This is a genomic window from Rhizobium sp. 22-785-1 (assembly GCF_053521965.1).
The window spans coordinates 114922-132259 of the sequence record NZ_JBNWDI010000005.1 but is presented as its reverse complement, the minus strand read 5'-3'; the positions used below and the strand labels follow the sequence as shown (position 1 = coordinate 132259).

Genomic DNA, 17338 nt, shown 5'->3' with positions numbered 1-17338 from the left:
GATCGACATTGTTTATGTCGTTTCGTCCACACAAGGCCGGATCACTGAGATACATCACTTCCAATCGAGAGTGCCGCGCTTCAGCGGCACTCTTGCTCTATCGGCCCGGCGAAACGCCCGGTCGAAAAACCAAGGACTTCTGTCGTGAGCCAAATCGCCTTCTGGGGTGCCGTCGAACTGGGGCTGGTCTTCGCCTTTGTCGCGATCGGTGTTTATCTCGCCTTTCGCGTGCTCGATTTTCCCGATCTGACCGTTGATGGTTCTTTTCCGCTCGGCGCTGCCGTGGCGGCGGTGCTGATCATTGCCGGTCTCAATCCATGGCTTGCAACAGGCGTTGCGATGATTGCCGGTGCTGGCGCCGGCATGGTCACAGCACTTTTGAATGTCCGCTTCAAGATCCTCAATCTTCTGGCCTCGATCCTGACGATGATTGCGCTGTTTTCGGTCAATCTGCGCGTCATGGGCAAGCCGAATGTCGCGCTTCTCAATCAGGAAACGGTCATCGAGCCCTTCTATGGTCTTGGCATATCCGATTATCTGGTGCGGCCGCTCTTTGTCGGCCTGCTGGTTATCGTTGCTGTCGTCCTCGTGTGGCGCTTTCTGGAAAGCGATGCCGGGCTTGCCATGCGCGCCACTGGCGCGAATGCCCGCATGGCCCGCGCTCAAGGGGTAAAGACCGGCAACCAGATCTATCTCGGCATGGCGCTTTCCAATGCGCTCGTTGCGCTGGGCGGGGCGCTGTTTGCCCAGACCAACGGCTTTGCCGATGTGACATCGGGTGTCGGCACCATCGTTGTCGGGCTTGCCGCCGTCATCATCGGCGAAACGCTGTTCGGCTCTCGCGGCATTCTGATCGCGTTGATCGGCTGCGTCTTCGGCTCTATTGCCTATCGTCTGGCCATCCAGCTTGCTCTGTCGAGCGATGCGCTGGGCCTCAAGGCCTCCGACCTTAATTTCGTTACCGCCGTTCTGGTTGCCGTCGCCCTCATCCTGCCGCGCCTGCGCCGTGGAGGAGCCGCATCATGATTTCGCTGTCCGATATTCAGGTCATCTTCGGCAAGGGAACGCCGCTGCAAAAGCAGGCGCTGGCGAAGATCAACCTCACCATCGAAACCGGCTGCTTCGTCACCGTGATCGGCTCGAACGGTGCTGGCAAGTCGACGCTTCTCGGCGTTCTGGCGGGCGACGTGCTGCCGAGTGCTGGCAAGGTGACGATCAGCGGCGTGGACGTCACACGCAAGCCGACCGCCAGCCGTGCGGGTCAAGTGGCGCGTGTGTTTCAGGATCCGTTGGCCGGAAGCTGCGGTGCGCTGACCATTGAGGAAAATCTGGCGCTGGCAGCCGCACGCGGCAAGGTGCGCGGTCTGCTTCCGGCGCTTGGCGGCGGCCGTCGTGCCTTCTTCCAGGACCGCATCGCCTCGCTTGGCCTTGGGCTGGAAAACCGGTTGAAGGACCGCATGGATCTTCTCTCCGGCGGCCAGCGCCAGGCGGTCTCGCTGGTCATGGCAACGCTTGCCGGGTCCGATGTTCTGCTGCTGGATGAACATACCGCAGCGCTCGATCCGGGCATCGCCGAATTCGTCATGGAACTGACCCGAAAGGTGGTGGAGGAGCGCAAGCTTACCACGCTCATGGTGACGCACTCCATGCGCCAGGCGCTGGATTACGGGGACCGCACCATCATGCTGCATGCCGGTGAAATCGTGCTCGATGTCTCCGGCGAAAGCCGCAAGGGTCTCCAGGTGGAAGATCTGATCGAGATGTTCCGCAAGATCCGTGGTCAGACTCTCGATGATGATGAATTGCTCATCGGGTGATGCACAGGGCGGGCTACGCTCCTGTCACGCTTAGTGAGTGGGCAAAAAGACAACGCTGGAACTTCACGACCGCTGCACCATTTCTACCACATCCAATCCCTCACGAGGGACTGGATGTCCTGTCATGTTCGTTTCAGGTCGAATGTCACAGTCATGGAGAAATGATGTTTTTCAGAAAAAGTCTTTTCGCCGCACTCGCCGCCGCTTTTGCAATTCTTCTGACCGGTTGCAACGACAAGGATAATGAAAATAAGGGTGTTGTCGCCCCAGCGGCAGACCAGGCGGCGGTTTCCAAATACAACGCTTATGTCAAGGCAGCCAATTCGCTGGCCGTGAGCTTCAACCAGGTTCTGCAAAGCCACGCTCAGACATATGCTCGTGCCTTGGCTGGCGACAAACCGCTTCAGAATTACTCCGTCGCAAGCCCCATAGACGTTACCAAGGTCAAGTCTGCCCTGAATGAGGCGTTCGTCAAGGAGGCGACGTTTGCAGATATCGATCCTGCAGCGAAGTCTTATGCCGATGCTCTGGCCGGTTTCGAGCCGATCAACACTGACCTTGCGAATTATGCGCAATCCAAAGGGTATCTCGCAGATGGTGGCAAGACCGCACGTGAGAAGGATCCAGCCTTTGTGGATGCCCTGAAGAAGGTAGCGGCGGCAGAGGAGGCCTTCTTCAATAGTATGCAGAAGCACGATTACGATTTGGCGCGCAAAGCCTATGACGAGGCTGCGCCGGATAGTGTGGAGCGTGATCGAGCAGGGATCATTTTGTTTTCGAAGGACACAGTCTCCAAACTGACTGCCATGTTCGCAGCACCTGGTGACGCCAATCTCCGCGATGATACGAAAGCCAGCCTTAACCGCCTGAATGATGTGTCGGTGGCATGGGACAAGAAACTTCGGTCCAGCGATGCGAAGGGATGTCCCGCGACGATGAGCGCTATCAACACCTTCATAGCTGGCGCACGCACAGCCGTGCAAAGAGCGGAAAAGGGCGATTACAGCGTAGAAATTGATCCTCGCTACGTCAACACCATCCAAGATCCCGTTTACACGGATGGCCGTCAGTTGAACATGAACTATAGCTGGCTGATCAGTTCATTTAACGGCAGCAGGTGCTGATGGGCGCTGACTTGTAAGCTCACCGTCATCCTCGCCCTCGAGGCGGAGATCAATTTACTACGATGACTTATAAACGGTCTTGAAAAGCCAGACCCCACGAAGTTGCGGCGGCAGTATGGTCTACGCAAAAATGTGCAACGGTTGCGATACCGACATGCGATAAAACTAGGATCCAAAGCTTGTGAACAGATCTGACAGATCGCGAAACGCTTTAGACAGCTCTCGCCTTACTTCGCCTGCGTCAGGAAAATCTTGACGGCGAAGAGCGAGAAGACGCCGGCGATGGTGTAATCCAGACCGCGCAAAACCTTGCGATTGCGCTGCAGCCAGTCGGAGAGCGAGTCTGCAGCCACCACGATTCCGATGCCGATGGGCAGCGCGACGATGATCGACCAGAGACCGAGGAAGATCAGCTTTCCGGTAACGTGCGGATCTGTCGCCGTGACGAATTGCGGCAGGAAGGTCATGAAGAAGATGATGACTTTCGGGTTGAGCAGGTTGACCCATAGACCGTTGACCAGAGCCGATGTCATCGATGCGCCCGCCTTCTGTTCCTTCGGGCGCTCCATGACGAAGTTGGAACCGTGGCGGATAGCCTGGATGGCCAGCCAGACGAGATAGGCGGCACCGCCTGTCTTCAGCACCATGAAGGCTGTCGGTGAAGCGACGATGAGGGCTGCCACGCCAAAGGCGACCAGCAGCGTATGGACGGTGATACCGAGATTGGTGCCCACGAGCGTCATGAAGCCTGCCTTGCGTCCCTCGCGCAGGGAGCGGCTGATCCAGAGCGTCATGTCCGGACCGGGCGTCACTGCCAGAACCAGGATGGCGACGGTAAAGGCAATCAGGGTTGGCAGGCTCGGAATGAAGTCCACGGTGATACCATCCAAAACGGGGTTGCTGCATACTCATAACGCCGTTTCGTGAGCCTGCCAATTCCTCTTCGTATTGCGTCAGCTATTCAAAAACGTCTTGAAGTGCTCGGCATAATCGCCATGCCAGCGCGACAGCGGTGGTCTGTTCTGGACAATGTCGTTGGCAGCCCAGAGAATGCGCTTCTCATCGGTCTTTCTGTCCACTTCATTGTCGGGGCAGAGAATGTAGAAATCGCCGCGCCCAATGCTCTCGAGCATGAAGTCCACCGTCTGCTCCGGCGTCCATGCGCCATCCGGCTTTTCCGTACGCTCGCCTGCGGTAAGACCGGTGAAGACGAAGCCGGGAATCAGGAGATGCGCTGAAATCGCGCCGGTGTTTGAAGTGCGCAGTTCATGTTGAAGCGCTTCGGTGAACGCCTTCACGCCCGCTTTCGATACGTTATAGGCCGGATCGCCGGGTGGCGTGGTGATGCCCTGTTTCGAGCCGGTATTGATGATGAGGCCCGGCTCTCCATGGGCGACCATGCCCCCACCGAATACGCGGGTGCCGTTGATGACGCCCATAAGGTTGACGCCGATCACCCTGTCCCAGTTGACTTGGGGGCCGAAAAGGGCGCTGCCCGGCTGGATGCCGGCATTGTTCATCAGCAGATGGACGCGGCCAAAGCGCTGGATCACCGCTCGTTCGAGTGCCTCGAGTTCATCGAGCTTGGAGACATCCGTCGGGATGGCGACGATCTTCGCCGCGCCATCCTCAACCGTGGCGGCAATGTCACGTTCTGCCGCTCGCAATTTCTCACCGTCCAGATCGACCAGCACGACGCTCATGCCGAAACCGGCACATTGTTTTGCCGCTGCAAGACCTATGCCGGAGGCGGCTCCGGTGATGACGGCAACATTATCCTGTTGGAATGCGGGGTGAAATGTCGACATTGGTTTCTCCTTCTCCAGGGCCGTCCTTATCAAACGGCAGTGGCATCCCATGCAACCAGACGCCTTTTGGCGCGCCTTATGAAATCTAGCGCTTTTCTCGTCTCAGTCACGTGACAAGTCATCCGGCAAGCAAAGCGTTCCCAGGTCCGATCCGTTTTCATTATCTCTTGCGCCGACCGATAAACTCGCTAAAAGTGCCGCAATCCCAAGGAAAGGCGAGGCTTGAAGCGATCGCCGGTTATGCAAATGGATTTCACGAATGGCACTCCCGAAAGATGTTAAAAAAGTCGTTCTCGCCTATTCCGGCGGTCTCGATACCTCGATCATCCTGAAGTGGCTCCAGACCGAACTCGGGGCGGAAGTCGTCACCTTCACCGCCGATCTCGGTCAGGGCGAAGAGCTCGAGCCGGCGCGCAAGAAGGCCGAAATGCTCGGCATCAAGGAAATCTTTATCGAGGATGTGCGCGAGGAATTCGTTCGCGATTTCGTCTTCCCGATGTTCCGCGCCAATGCCGTCTATGAAGGCGTCTATCTGCTCGGCACCTCGATTGCCCGCCCGCTGATTTCCAAGCACCTGATCGAAATCGCGAAGAAGACCGGCGCTGATGCCATTGCCCATGGCGCCACCGGCAAGGGCAACGACCAGGTTCGCTTCGAGCTTTCCGCTTACGCGCTGAACCCGGATATCAAGATCATCGCCCCTTGGCGCGACTGGACGTTCAAGAGCCGTACGGATCTCTTGAACTTCGCCGAACAGCACCAGATCCCGGTTGCCAAGGACAAGAAGGGTGAGGCACCGTTCTCCGTCGACGCCAACCTGCTGCACTCCTCCTCCGAGGGCAAGGTTCTGGAAGACCCTGCACAGGAAGCTCCGGAATACGTGCATATGCGTACCATTTCTCCGGAAGCGGCTCCCGACAAGGCAACCATCATCAAGGTCGGTTTCCGCAAGGGTGATGCCTGCTCGATCAACGGCGTTGAAATGTCGCCAGCGACAATTCTCAAGACGCTGAACGATTATGGCCGCGACAATGGCATCGGTCGTCTCGATCTCGTAGAAAACCGCTTCGTCGGCATGAAGAGCCGCGGCGTCTACGAAACCCCCGGCGGCACGATCCTGCTGGCAGCCCACCGCGCCATCGAATCCATCACGCTCGACCGTGGTGCAGCCCACCTCAAGGACGAGTTGATGCCACGTTATGCCGAGCTGATCTATTACGGCTTCTGGTTCTCGCCGGAGCGCGAGATGCTGCAGGCCCTGATCGACAAGAGCCAGGAGCATGTGGAAGGCGAAGTGACGCTGAAGCTCTACAAGGGCAACGTCATGGTCACAGGTCGCGAGTCTGCCAAGTCGCTCTATTCCGACAAGCTCGTTACCTTCGAAGACGACCAGGGCGCTTATGACCAGAAGGATGCGGCAGGGTTCATCAAGCTCAACGCTCTGCGCCTGCGCACCCTCGCCAAGCGTAATCTCGGCAAGTAAGTCTGCGCGTAACCTCGCGTTATCAAAGCCCCGCTTAAAGGCGGGGCTTTTTCATGCCCTCATGTCAGCTTTCCGCGCGAGTCTTGTCCATGGCGGCGGTGTGAAGGTTCTTCTGCATGACAGACAGCAGCGCATGGAAGCGTTCGATGTCTTCCCTGTCCAACCCTTCTGTCGCCTGCGCCATCAGGCCATCCACCTCTTCGCGCACCGATTTCAGCATGTCTGTCGAGCTTTCGGTCAGGTAGATGCATTTCGACCGGCGGTCGTCCGGGTTCGGGCGGCGCTCCACGAGTGCAAGCGATTCCAGCTTGTCGAGATAGGTGCAGACCGTCATCGGTTCGAGACCGATGCGGGCGGCAATATCGGCCTGCTTGGCGCCATCGATGGCAGCAACCGTCAACAGCGCACGGGCTTCCCCCGGTGTCAGCCCAAGGCCAGCCGTTGCGATGCGTCGCTCGAAAACGCTGTTGAGAAAACGGGCGCTGCTGTTCAGCAGAAAGGCCAGCGGTTCTCGTTCGGGATTTGATGTCATCAATCGGTGCTTTTCATTAGAATTCTTCTACTTTGTGACAATTTCTCGTCTTCCATGCAATCCGACAAAAGGAGAAAGTCATCGCCACGTCGCTGCACATGGTGCGTGCGCGTCTCTTGGATGCAGGCGCTCATGCGCTTTCAATCTCCACTTCTTGATTTTTCCAAAATCCAACCCGGTTTTCGCGGCGATGCCCTGGCCGTTCTTGGCGTCAGATATTGAAAGCTGCTAGCGGGCATGCCCATATGGCTAACAATCACATTTGCATGAGGACGAACCATGACATCGACGATCGCGCACTACTCCGCTCTGACCGACTGGAACGGGAAAAACGGGCTGCCGCGTTTCGATGCTGTCAGGGATGAGGATTTTGCCGGTGCTTTCGACGCGGCACTGACAGCCCATAATATGGAGATCGACACCATAGCGGGCGATGGCGAAGCGCCGACATTCGCCAATACGGTTGTTGCGCTGGAAATTGCTGGCGATGAACTCTCTCGCGTTTCGGCCCTGTTCTGGAACAAGGCTGGTGCCCACACCAATCCGCAAATCCAAGCGTTGGAGCGGGAGATAGCGCCCAAGATGTCGCGCCACTATTCGCGCATCGGCATGAATGAGGCGCTGTTCAAGCGCATCGATACGCTCTGGGAGAAGCGCGAGACGCTTGGACTGACGAATGAGGAACTGCGGGTCTTGGAGCGCCACTGGAAGGGCTTCGTACGCTCAGGCGCCAAGCTCGAAAAGCCACAGCAGGAGCGCTTGGCCACGATCAACGAAGAGCTCGCAGGTCTTGGCGCCCAGTTTGGCCAGAACGTTCTGGCGGATGAGAAGAGCTGGAAGCTACTGCTGTCTTCAGATGAAGAGCTCGCCGGTATTCCAGATTTCCTGCGCGACGCCATGGCAGGTGCTGCAAAGGAGCATGGCGAAGAGGGCAAGTTCGCAGTCACGCTGTCGCGCTCCATCATCGAGCCGTTCCTCACCTTTTCCGAAAGCCGCGATCTGCGCGAGCAGGCCTTCAAGGCCTGGGTGGCGCGGGGTGAAAATGGTGGCGAGAGCGACAATCGCGAGATCGTCAAGACGACGCTGGCGCTGCGCGAGGAAAAGGCAAAGTTGCTCGGCTATGACAGTTTTGCCGCCTACAAGCTGGATGATACGATGGCGAAGACGCCGGATGCGGTGAACGGTCTTTTGACAGAGGTTTGGGAACAGGCTGTTGCGCGTGCAGGCGAAGAGGAAGCCGAGCTTGCCGCGATCATTGCGCAGGAGGGCAAGAACCATGAGATCATGCCCTGGGACTGGCGCCATTATGCCGAAAAGCTCAGAGCAAAACGCTTCAACTTCTCCGAAACCGAGCTGAAGCCCTATCTGCAACTGGAGAAAATCATCGAGGCCTGCTTCGATGTGGCCACACGTCTCTTCGGCATTCGTGCCGTCGAGTTGAAAGACGTGCAGGCCTATCATCCGGATGTGCGGACCTTCGAAATCCGCGATGCCAATGGCGAACTGAAAGCGATGTTCCTTGGCGATTATTTCGCCCGGCCCTCCAAGCGGTCTGGCGCGTGGATGAGTTCCTTCCAGTCGCAGCACAAGCTGCCGCTGAAGAATGGCGCGGTTGGCGAATTGCCGATTATCTACAATGTCTGCAACTTCGCCAAGCCATCGGCAGGCAAGCCAGCGCTTCTGTCACTCGATGATGCACGCACGCTGTTCCACGAGTTTGGCCATGCTCTGCATGGCATGATGTCGAACGTCACCTATCCGTCGGTATCAGGCACCGGCGTTTCGCGCGATTTCGTCGAACTGCCTTCGCAGCTTTACGAGCACTGGCTGACGGTGCCGGAAATCCTCGAAACCTATGCGCTGCATTACGAGACCGGCGAGCCAATGCCGAAGGCGCTGCTCGACAAGGTGCTGGCGGCCCAGACATTCAATGCCGGCTTCAACACGGTGGAGTTCACGTCTTCCGCGCTGGTCGACATGGCATTCCATACCCGCGGCACAGTGGAGGATCCGATGGCGGTGCAGGCAGAGGTTCTGGCCTCGCTCCGTATGCCGAAGTCGATCACCATGCGTCATGCAACGCCGCACTTCCAGCATGTGTTTTCCGGCGATGGCTATTCGGCTGGCTACTATTCCTACATGTGGTCGGAAGTGCTGGATGCCGACGCCTTCGAAGCTTTCGAGGAAACCGGCAATCCCTTTGATCCGGAAACGGCGCGCAGGCTTCTCGACAATGTCTATTCCGTCGGTGGTGCGGTCGATCCGGAGGAGACCTACAAGGCCTTCCGCGGCAAGATGCCGAGCCCCGAGGCCATGCTAAAGAAGCGCGGACTGGTGGCGGCCTGACCCCGTTCAGGGCGCAAAAACCTGTCACACATCTCTGATACGGCGTTTTCGCAAGGGGCTTATGTCGTAAGCCCCCCTTTCGCATTTGCAAAAAAAAGGTTATGAGCCCGCCAAACTAAATTGGCGCATCCCATACGATCAGCGCCCCAACCTCAGAGATATAATCATATGGCCCTTCGCAACATCGCGATCATCGCGCACGTTGACCATGGAAAAACGACACTTGTTGACGAGCTTTTGAAGCAGTCTGGTTCGTTCCGCGACAACCAGCGCGTTGCCGAGCGTGTTATGGATAGCAACGATCTGGAAAAAGAACGCGGCATCACCATTCTCGCCAAGGCGACGTCGGTTGAGTGGAAGGGTGTTCGCATCAACATCGTCGACACCCCCGGCCACGCCGACTTCGGTGGTGAGGTCGAGCGTATCCTGTCCATGGTGGACGGCGCCATCGTTCTGGTCGATAGCTCCGAAGGCCCGATGCCGCAGACGAAATTCGTCGTCTCCAAGGCGCTGAAGGTTGGTCTCCGCCCGATCGTCGCGATCAACAAGATCGACCGTCCTGATGGACGCCACGAAGAAGTCATCAACGAAGTCTTCGACCTTTTCGCCAACCTCGACGCGACCGACGAGCAGCTGGACTTCCCGATCCTTTACGGCTCCGGTCGTGATGGCTGGATGAACGTCAACCCGGAAGGTCCGAAGGATCAGGGTCTGGCACCGCTGCTCGATCTGGTTCTCGAGCACGTTCCGGAGCCCAAGGTCGAAGAAGGTCCGTTCCGCATGATCGGTACGATCCTCGAAGCCAACAACTTCCTTGGCCGTATCATCACCGGCCGTATCGCGTCCGGCTCGATCAAGCCGAACCAGGCCGTCAAGGTTCTGGGCCAGGATGGCAAGACGATCGAAACCGGCCGTATTTCGAAGATCCTCGCCTTCCGCGGCATCGAGCGCACCGCCATCGAAGAAGCCCATGCGGGCGACATCGTTGCGATTGCCGGTCTTTCCAAGGGCACCGTCGCCGATACGTTCTGCGATCCGTCGGTCACCGAAGCAATGACCGCTCAGCCGATCGACCCACCGACCGTCACCATGTCCTTCATCGTCAATGACAGCCCGTTGGCTGGCACCGAAGGCGACAAGGTCACGAGCCGTGTCATCCGCGACCGTCTCCTCAAGGAAGCCGAAGGCAACGTTGCGCTGAAGATCGAAGAAGCCGAAGGCAAGGACTCGTTCTTCGTGTCCGGTCGTGGCGAATTGCAGCTGGCCGTTCTGATCGAAACCATGCGTCGCGAAGGCTTCGAGCTTGCCGTGTCGCGTCCGCGCGTCGTCATGCACAAGGATGAGAACGGCACCCTCTTGGAGCCGATCGAAGAAGTCGTCATCGACGTCGATGAAGAGCATTCCGGTGTCGTCGTTCAGAAGATGTCCGAGCGCAAGGCTGAAATGGCCGAGCTTCGTCCGTCCGGTGGCAACCGCGTTCGTCTGAAGTTCTATGCCCCGACCCGTGGCCTGATTGGCTACCAGTCGGAACTGTTGACCGACACGCGCGGTACGGCGATCATGAACCGCCTGTTCCACGATTATCAGCCCTTCAAGGGCCAGATCGCTGGCCGTGTTAACGGCGTTCTCTTGTCGAACGGTTCGGGCGAAGCTGTCGCTTACGCCATGTTCAACCTGGAAGACCGTGGTCCGATGATCATCGAGCCGGGCGAAAAGGTCTATGCCGGCATGATCATCGGCATTCACACCCGCGACAACGATCTCGAAGTCAACGTGCTCAAGGGCAAGCAACTCACCAACATTCGCGCCGCCGGCAAGGATGAAGCCGTGAAGCTGACGCCGCCGATCCGCATGACGCTCGACCGCGCGCTGTCCTGGATCCAGGACGACGAGTTGATGGAAGTCACGCCGAAGTCGCTTCGTTTGCGCAAGCTGCACCTTGATCCAAACGATCGCAAGCGCTTCGAAAAAGCCAAGATGGCCGGCTGATCACAGCCATTAACCAGTTTTTGCGAAACCCGGCCTGAGCACCCCTCAGGCCGGGTTTTTCTTTGTGCAGGCGAATCAGGCCCGCTTGTCTGATTGGTAAAAAAAGCGTTAATCTCAGCGCCATCGTCCACATGAATAGGCTGTGGGTAAGCTTCCCGCCGTTAACCTTTATGGCTGGTAAGTTTTCATGGCTGGGGCCAGAATCGCGTTATGAAGACGTTATCCATAGATGTTCGCCGGGCTGAACCGGAAGACGCTGGCGCTATTGCACAGACGCACAGGCTGTCCTGGGAACAGGCCTATTCGGGTCTTATCCCGCACAAGCCGCTATGGCAGATGCTGGACCGCCGCGACGAGGACTGGTGGCGGCGCGCTGCCCGTGGCTCCGCAACACTTCTGGTAGTGGAGGTTGCCGGCGTCTTGGCCGGTTACACGACGCTTGGGCTAAACCGTGCCCGTGGTCTTCCCTATGATGGCGAGATCTACGAGCTTTATCTGCGTCCGGAATATCAGGGCATCGGGCTCGGTACCGTGCTTTTCAAAGAAGGCCGCCGCCTGTTGAAGTCGCTCGGCTGTAACGGCGTGGTGGCGTGGTGCCTCGAAGACAGCGATGTCGCGAGCCGCTTTTTCCGCTCGCATGGCGGAAGGGATATTGCCGAAGGCATGGAAGACTTTGCCGACAAGCAGTTGCGCAAGATCGGTTTTGCCTGGCGCTAAGGACGCTTCGAGCTGCAGGCTATGTATGGGTAACTCGATGATACCGATCGTTGAAGGTGGGAACGCGTGCGCGTTAAGACTTCTCGCCTGCGGTTTCTTGTAACGGTCTCAATCCTTTAATCTGCGCCCATTCTTGGTTCGCCAAAACAGTAAAGGTTGCGGCGGGTGATGTTGCAATAAGGCTGCTTTACCAGTATCGAGAACCATCTCAACTCACCGAAATAAGGAAAGAGTATGCGTATAGATGCAATCTCCGTCGGCAAGAACCCGCCTGAAGACGTCAATGTGATCGTTGAAGTGCCGGTCGGCGGCCATCCTATCAAGTACGAGATGGACAAGGATGCAGGCGCACTGATCGTCGATCGCTTCCTTTACACGCCGATGACCTATCCGGGCAATTACGGCTTCGTGCCGCACACGCTCTCGGATGATGGCGACCCGATCGATGTGTTGATCTGCAATACCCGCCCACTGGTTCCAGGCTGCGTCATCAATGTCCGCCCGATCGGCGTGATGATCATGGAAGACGATGGCGGCAAGGACGAAAAGATCCTCGCGGTTCCGGTTCCGAAGTTGACGCGCCGTTACGACAAGGTCGTCAACTACACGGACCTGCCAGAAATCACGCTGAAGCAGATCGAGCACTTCTTCGAGCACTACAAGGATCTGGAACCCGGCAAGTGGGTGAAGATGGGCGGCTGGCAGGATGTCGACGTTGCCAAGAAGCTGATCGTCGAAGCTGTCGAGCGTTACAAGGCTCAGGGCTGATTTCGGTCCAGCACCTTATCAAGTTTTAAAATGATGTCCTCCGGTTCGCCCTCGAGCCGGAGGTTTTTTTTGCGCGATGTTTCGCCGGAAATGAATTCGATCGAGGACTTTGGAATCTTCACCGTCTTCGAAAGAAGCGCAATCAGCGCCTTGTTCGCTTTGCCATCTTCCGGCACGGCGGTCACGCGGGCTTTCAGGTAAGCCTGCCCTTCGGCGTCCCGCTCTACGCCGTCGATCGCGTCACGCCCGCCAGAGGGCGTGAGCCTTACCCTCAGTTCAATCTGCGAACCGACGATCTTCCAGGGCTTCAGCGTCAAATGAAGAGCGAGATCAGGAAAGGTCTGATCGGATTCATCAGGATCATCTTGATAAAGACGATGGCCAGCAGCACGATGAGCGGCGACAGATCGATACCGCCCATATTGGGAAGGCGGTTACGGATCGGGCGCAGGACAGGCTCGGTGGCTTGATAGAGGAAGTTGCCGATCGCGTTGACGAACTGATTGGAAGAATTGATGACGTTGAACGCATAGAGCCAGGAGAAGATCGCGCTCGCGATCAGAATCCACCAATAGATGTCAAGCGCCAAGCTAATGACGGTAATCACTGCATCAATAAACCCTGGCATCCGTGTCTCCTATGTTGTTGGAAGACATTTAGACATTGCCAGATGAGCCGACAAGTGGTGCGGTGCGGGAACAGATCAATTGCGCGCCATCCAGCGAGCGTTTTCAAAATCAGCCTTAACACGAGACGAAGAAGCCGGCGGGTGCCACCGGCTCTTAAGCGTTACGCGCCCTTTTGGACGCACAAAGGACGATTCATATCTTGCATCTACCGTCATCCGGTCAAAATCGGCTTCGAGTTTTAGACGGGTACTGTTACCGATCAGGTGACGTCAGCCTCGCTTGCGTCTTGGACCTCAAGGTGCTTGTGGCCTTCCACTTGCTGGCGCTGGAGGACGCGGTCTCGGACGGAGACGCCAAGAAGCTCGGCGATACGCCAGATCACGTTGTCTTCCATCTCGTTGCGCTCGCCGTCTGCGTAGACGATGTCCCAAAGGATGCCGATGAGTTCGACGCGCTCCTGCTCGTTCAGATGGCGGCGGATATCGGTGGTGAAGCGGTAGTAATCCACGGCCTCCTTGCCGGCCTCCTGGCCTGCATCCATCAGCGCGTCCAGCTTGCCTGAACTGAGGTCGTAATGCTCCTGTAGCAATTCGCGCAGGCGTTGGCGCTCCACCTTGGACACCGTGCCATCCGCTTCCATCACTTGAAAGCAGAGAGCAGCGATGGCGACGCGCAGGTCATCGGGCGGAAAATCGCGAGACGTATCGCTGTTCGTCAGGCTTTGAAAGAAGGACTGGATACGTTCGAGCATGGCTCTCCTTGAGCATCAATGGCGCCTTAAAACAGATTGAGGCGAGTTTTTCCGTCGGTGGCGGCAGAGGTTTTCTTTACGCCCGGATCATCCGGAAGACCGCCGAAGAAAGGCACGGCTTCACCGTCCTTTTCAGCAGCTGTGGTTTTCTGCACGGATGGTTTGGCGCCGGGGCTTGTCGGGACCACGGGCTTTGCGGGTTCGACAAGGGGACTGCCCTCTGCTTTTTTAACGCCCGGATCATCCGGCGCACCGCCGAAGAAAGGAACCGGCTCCTCCATCTTTGCAGGAGAGACTGCCTGCGGCGATTGTGCTGGTGCTGGTGGAGCCTTTGGCTTCGATGCCTCGATCACGGGCTTGATCTCAGACTTCGGCTCAATTTTAGCATCGGCCTTAGGCTCGATATGCGGCTTGGGTTCGGTCTTCACCGGAACCGGGATTTCGATAATCCGCTCACGGATTTCAGGCTGCGCCACGTCAGGCAGTGATGCAAGTGCCGTGTCGACGCTCACATCTTCCACCGGGCCCTCGAGCTGGCCGAAAGGCGCCTTCCATTCAAAGGCATCGAGACGACCGGAGACGGGCGAGACGGGGTGCCACTTTTCCGAGACGATGCCGTCCGCTACCCATGCCGGGTCGCGTGGCGCGCGCAACGCCTGCGCCATCCAATGGCGTATACGACCCTGATCGCCGCTTTCGGCCTCTTCGATATCGGCAAGCAACAGGAAAATGCTTTCGCGGGGTGCGATGCGGGCTGCGGCCTGGGCCTTTGCTCTCGCCTTGTCGAAATCCTGTGCGGCGAGCGCGGCCTGCGCCACGGCAAACAGTGACTCGATATTGTTGGGCTTCAGGCTCTCCAGACGCTCGGCACGCTTCAGCCTGTCTATGGCGGTGTCGCCGCTGCGGGCACGGACGTAAAGCTCGGCGATCTGAGGATGCGGTTCGGCCCTCCAGACAGGTTCCAGAACGGCTGCGGCCTTGCGTAGATTGTCCTCGCGCAAATAGGATTTAGCAGCCACGAGCGCCGCTGGAACCAATGCCTTTGAGAGCTTCAACGCAGCCTTCGCATCGTCGCGTGCAGCTTTAGGATCGCTTTCGAACTTTTCTTCAGCCTTGGCCGTCAGAAGAACAGCCTTTAGACGTTCGGCTTCGCCCCGCTCGATGACGTGGGCGGCTTTTTGCTGGTCGAGCAGACGAATTGCGTCATCCCACTCGCCACTACGGCATTTGCTTTCCAGCGTTGCCTGAGCCGCCCAGGGTAGGTAGGGCGCGTTTCGTGCAGCGTCCTCGGCATATTGCAGAGCAGCCTCGTGCGCGCCTTGGCGGCGAGCTTCGATATAAAGACCGCGAAGGCCGAGCTCGCGTGTTTCGGGATCGTTCGCCATCGCCTCGAACTTGCGACGCGCGGCGTCATACTTGCCTTCGATCAGATCAGCCTGCGCTTCCAGCAAATGGATCAACGGTTCCTGGTCTGCACTGAGAAGGCCTTGCGTCCTTGCCGTCATCTTGCGGGCGAGGAGGGCGTTGCCAGCGCCAGCGGCAATCAGACCGGTGGAGAGGGCCTGATAGCCGCGGTCACGCTTGCGGGCCCGGAAATAGCGCCTTGCCATGTGCGGCGAGTTCCACAGCGTGCTGATCATCCACCATACCAGCATGATTGCGGCAACCAGCGTGGCGACGATGGTGGCGGCCACCATCAGGCTCATCTCGATCAACTGTCCCTGCCAGGTGATGGCGAGCACGCCCGGTCGATCCGCCAGCCAGGCGAAGCCGACCGCAATGAGAAGGACGATGACGACGAAGCTAACGATCCTGGTCATGTCTTACCCCTGCTGGCCCGTGCTGCTGACAGCGCGGTTCAATGTGCTGTTGACGAGATCCTCGACCTGAATGCGGGCATCGAGAGATTTCTTGTAGTCGGCGGATGAGGTTCTGGCCGGCTCCGGCAGTGCATCCCATTCGAGAGCGGCACCCTTCAGATCGCCATTCTGCAGCTTGTCTTCCATGCGCGCGATCTTTGCATCCGCGCCTTCGCCTTCAACATTGCCGACGGGACGAACCTTGACCAACGACATGGCGCTGTCTGCGAGGCGGTCGAAGATGCCCTGGTTTGGATCGGACGGTGTCAGTGCTGCAAGCATCCCGTTGGCCACATCGGGGAAACGGCGTACCAGTTCGGCGCGGGTCGGCACGCCAGTATTGGCGAAGGGCTTCAGAGCCTGGACCGCGGGGTCGTCCGGCGTGACCTTCGACAGCGTATCGAGTTCGGTGAGGAAGGGGCCGCCGCGATCGATCGCCGCCTTCAGCGCTGCCGAGGCTATCGCGCGCGCAACTTCGACATCGTCACGCGGCTCGTTGATCTTGGCTTCTGCTGCATCCAGTCGCTGCGTCAGCGTCGCGATCGTCTGGCTCTCGGCGGAGCGCTCGGATTGCAAGGTCGAAATCGTCTTTTCGAGCTCGGCGATCTTGGCGGAAGCATCGCCGCCGGAGGCTGTGGAGCTTTCCAGCGCGGCAAGGCGTTGCTCAAGCGCTGAGGCATCTCCTGTCTGCGTCTTGGGCGCGTCCGCGATCTGCTGCTGCAGGGTCGCGACCTGAGATTTTAGCGCGGCAAGTTCCGACGACGATCCGCCATCCGCTGTGCTGGACGGCAGATAGCCTGCATATTGCATGCTACCGGCGGCGAGAAGCGCAATCAGCCCGCCGACGATACCCGCAGCAATCAGGCCGGAGCTTCCCTGCGTTTTCGTATCGCGCGACGCGGTCGTCGAGGCTGTCGATGGCTTATCCGCAGCCGATGTTGCGGATGACGACGATGCGGAGCTTTGCGGCTTGAAGCTGTCACTTTTAAGCGCGTCTTTTGGGGAGGCGCCAAATGACCCCGGGGCGGTGTTTTTGGTCGCATCGGAAGATGGCGCAGCGGAGGCCGCAGAGGCTGCTGCGGTCGCGGAGGTGACAGGCTTTTGCGCGTCCTGCTTTGCGGCTGCGTTCTCCGCGCTATCCTGCTTTCCGGTTGTGTCTTTTTTGATCGACGCTTCCGTCTTGGAGACATTCGGCTCCGGTTCGATCGGCGGTTTCGTCGGCTGCTCCCAGATCGGCTTCGGTGTCTCGGCCTTCTCGGTGTCCGTGGCGCTGGTGGCAGGTTTTACCGGCTCGGATGCGCTTGTTTCCGTGACCGATGTTGGTTCATCGGCAGCAGGCTTTGACTGCTCTTGCGTATCGCTCGATGGCTTGGCCGCACTGATATCCGTCACGTCTTTGGCATCCAGATCGATCGTGACCGGTTCGGTCTTGGATTTGGAGTGGCGTGGCGGCTTTCCGGATACCATGACAACCTCATTTCGTCTTGTCTATTCCTCGGTCGCGGTGGCGACGTA

Annotated in this window: 16 protein-coding genes; 8 read left to right on the top strand and 8 right to left on the bottom strand. The window is 58.2% G+C overall.

The window, feature by feature from the left end:
- Positions 1–144 precede the first annotated feature (144 nt).
- The 3 genes from ACQZ5M_RS12185 (at position 145) to ACQZ5M_RS12175 (ending at position 2941) form a co-directional block, all read left to right on the top strand.
- Positions 145–1026 carry an ABC transporter permease gene (locus ACQZ5M_RS12185; protein ID WP_062424964.1) on the top strand — a complete coding sequence of 294 codons (882 nt, stop codon included), beginning with the start codon at positions 145–147 and terminating at the stop codon, positions 1024–1026.
- Positions 1023–1817: an ABC transporter ATP-binding protein gene (locus tag ACQZ5M_RS12180; protein ID WP_449079880.1), complete on the top strand. Its 795-nt coding sequence runs from the start codon at positions 1023–1025 to the stop codon at positions 1815–1817. Before ACQZ5M_RS12185 ends, ACQZ5M_RS12180 begins: the two co-directional genes overlap by 4 nt.
- 164 nt (positions 1818–1981) lie before the next feature.
- Positions 1982–2941, top strand: a complete 960-nt coding sequence (locus tag ACQZ5M_RS12175) for a DUF3829 domain-containing protein (RefSeq protein WP_449079879.1) — start codon at positions 1982–1984, stop codon at positions 2939–2941.
- A 227-nt stretch (positions 2942–3168) separates the two neighbouring features.
- Here ACQZ5M_RS12175 and ACQZ5M_RS12170 read toward each other — a convergent pair whose 3' ends face one another.
- Entirely contained in the window at positions 3169–3816 is a 648-nt protein-coding gene (locus tag ACQZ5M_RS12170) for a LysE family translocator (RefSeq protein WP_112519415.1), read from the bottom strand.
- Positions 3817–3894: 78 nt separating this feature from the next.
- Positions 3895–4749: an SDR family NAD(P)-dependent oxidoreductase gene (locus tag ACQZ5M_RS12165; protein ID WP_296020475.1), complete on the bottom strand. Its 855-nt coding sequence runs from the start codon at positions 4747–4749 to the stop codon at positions 3895–3897.
- A 259-nt stretch (positions 4750–5008) separates the two neighbouring features.
- Here ACQZ5M_RS12165 and ACQZ5M_RS12160 point away from each other — a divergent pair, with 259 nt between their 5' ends.
- Positions 5009–6232: an argininosuccinate synthase gene (locus ACQZ5M_RS12160; protein ID WP_112359232.1), complete on the top strand. Its 1224-nt coding sequence runs from the start codon at positions 5009–5011 to the stop codon at positions 6230–6232.
- A gap of 64 nt (positions 6233–6296) precedes the next feature.
- On the opposite strand, the gene ACQZ5M_RS12155 is transcribed toward ACQZ5M_RS12160, so the two are convergent.
- The gene (locus tag ACQZ5M_RS12155; protein WP_296039714.1) at positions 6297–6764 is read right to left on the bottom strand and encodes a MarR family winged helix-turn-helix transcriptional regulator; all 468 of its coding nucleotides are present in this window, start codon (positions 6762–6764) and stop codon (positions 6297–6299) included.
- 279 nt (positions 6765–7043) lie between these two features.
- Between ACQZ5M_RS12155 and ACQZ5M_RS12150 the strand changes: the two genes are divergently transcribed.
- The 4 genes from ACQZ5M_RS12150 to ppa all read left to right on the top strand — a co-directional run bounded on the left by ACQZ5M_RS12150 (position 7044) and on the right by ppa (position 12584).
- Positions 7044–9110, top strand: coding sequence for a M3 family metallopeptidase (locus tag ACQZ5M_RS12150; RefSeq protein WP_449079878.1), 2067 nt, complete (start codon positions 7044–7046; stop codon positions 9108–9110).
- A gap of 168 nt (positions 9111–9278) precedes the next feature.
- Positions 9279–11099, top strand: a complete 1821-nt coding sequence (gene typA, locus ACQZ5M_RS12145) for a translational GTPase TypA (RefSeq protein ID WP_296039711.1) — start codon at positions 9279–9281, stop codon at positions 11097–11099.
- Positions 11100–11309: 210 nt separating this feature from the next.
- Entirely contained in the window at positions 11310–11816 is a 507-nt protein-coding gene (locus ACQZ5M_RS12140; RefSeq protein ID WP_296074520.1) for a GNAT family N-acetyltransferase, read from the top strand.
- Between the two features lie 234 nt (positions 11817–12050).
- The gene (gene ppa / locus ACQZ5M_RS12135; protein WP_296020462.1) at positions 12051–12584 is read left to right on the top strand and encodes an inorganic diphosphatase; all 534 of its coding nucleotides are present in this window, start codon (positions 12051–12053) and stop codon (positions 12582–12584) included.
- Here ppa and ACQZ5M_RS12130 read toward each other — a convergent pair.
- The 5 genes from ACQZ5M_RS12130 to ACQZ5M_RS12110 form a co-directional block, all read right to left on the bottom strand.
- Positions 12575–12901 carry a DUF167 domain-containing protein gene (locus ACQZ5M_RS12130; RefSeq protein WP_449079877.1) on the bottom strand — a complete coding sequence of 109 codons (327 nt, stop codon included), beginning with the start codon at positions 12899–12901 and terminating at the stop codon, positions 12575–12577. The two genes, ppa and ACQZ5M_RS12130, sit on opposite strands and share 10 nt — an antisense overlap.
- Complete coding sequence (locus ACQZ5M_RS12125; protein WP_296020460.1) at positions 12898–13212, bottom strand: YggT family protein; 315 nt, start codon at positions 13210–13212, stop codon at positions 12898–12900. Before ACQZ5M_RS12125 ends, ACQZ5M_RS12130 begins: the two co-directional genes overlap by 4 nt.
- 260 nt (positions 13213–13472) lie before the next feature.
- Entirely contained in the window at positions 13473–13964 is a 492-nt protein-coding gene (locus ACQZ5M_RS12120) for a tellurite resistance TerB family protein (protein ID WP_296020458.1), read from the bottom strand.
- A 26-nt stretch (positions 13965–13990) separates the two neighbouring features.
- On the bottom strand, positions 13991–15784 hold the full coding sequence (locus ACQZ5M_RS12115) for a heme biosynthesis HemY N-terminal domain-containing protein (RefSeq protein ID WP_449079876.1): 1794 nt from the start codon (positions 15782–15784) through the stop codon (positions 13991–13993).
- A gap of 3 nt (positions 15785–15787) precedes the next feature.
- On the bottom strand, positions 15788–17290 hold the full coding sequence (locus ACQZ5M_RS12110) for a COG4223 family protein (RefSeq protein WP_449079875.1): 1503 nt from the start codon (positions 17288–17290) through the stop codon (positions 15788–15790).
- Between the last annotated feature and the right edge of the window lie 48 nt (positions 17291–17338).

What these genes read in the sequence shown, in the direction of transcription:
- ACQZ5M_RS12160 (WP_112359232.1), top strand. Translation starts at nt 5,009, where the DNA reads ATGGCACTCCCGAAAGATGTTAAAAAAGTCGTTCTCGCCTATTCCGGC.
- ppa (WP_296020462.1), top strand. Translation starts at nt 12,051, where the DNA reads ATGCGTATAGATGCAATCTCCGTCGGCAAGAACCCGCCTGAAGACGTC.
- ACQZ5M_RS12155 (WP_296039714.1), bottom strand. Translation starts at nt 6,764, where the DNA reads ATGACATCAAATCCCGAACGAGAACCGCTGGCCTTTCTGCTGAACAGC.
- ACQZ5M_RS12180 (WP_449079880.1), top strand. Translation starts at nt 1,023, where the DNA reads ATGATTTCGCTGTCCGATATTCAGGTCATCTTCGGCAAGGGAACGCCG.
- ACQZ5M_RS12175 (WP_449079879.1), top strand. Translation starts at nt 1,982, where the DNA reads ATGTTTTTCAGAAAAAGTCTTTTCGCCGCACTCGCCGCCGCTTTTGCA.
- ACQZ5M_RS12125 (WP_296020460.1), bottom strand. Translation starts at nt 13,212, where the DNA reads ATGCCAGGGTTTATTGATGCAGTGATTACCGTCATTAGCTTGGCGCTT.
- ACQZ5M_RS12140 (WP_296074520.1), top strand. Translation starts at nt 11,310, where the DNA reads ATGAAGACGTTATCCATAGATGTTCGCCGGGCTGAACCGGAAGACGCT.
- ACQZ5M_RS12165 (WP_296020475.1), bottom strand. Translation starts at nt 4,749, where the DNA reads ATGTCGACATTTCACCCCGCATTCCAACAGGATAATGTTGCCGTCATC.
- ACQZ5M_RS12110 (WP_449079875.1), bottom strand. Translation starts at nt 17,290, where the DNA reads ATGGTATCCGGAAAGCCGCCACGCCACTCCAAATCCAAGACCGAACCG.
- typA (WP_296039711.1), top strand. Translation starts at nt 9,279, where the DNA reads ATGGCCCTTCGCAACATCGCGATCATCGCGCACGTTGACCATGGAAAA.
- ACQZ5M_RS12120 (WP_296020458.1), bottom strand. Translation starts at nt 13,964, where the DNA reads ATGCTCGAACGTATCCAGTCCTTCTTTCAAAGCCTGACGAACAGCGAT.
- ACQZ5M_RS12150 (WP_449079878.1), top strand. Translation starts at nt 7,044, where the DNA reads ATGACATCGACGATCGCGCACTACTCCGCTCTGACCGACTGGAACGGG.
- ACQZ5M_RS12115 (WP_449079876.1), bottom strand. Translation starts at nt 15,784, where the DNA reads ATGACCAGGATCGTTAGCTTCGTCGTCATCGTCCTTCTCATTGCGGTC.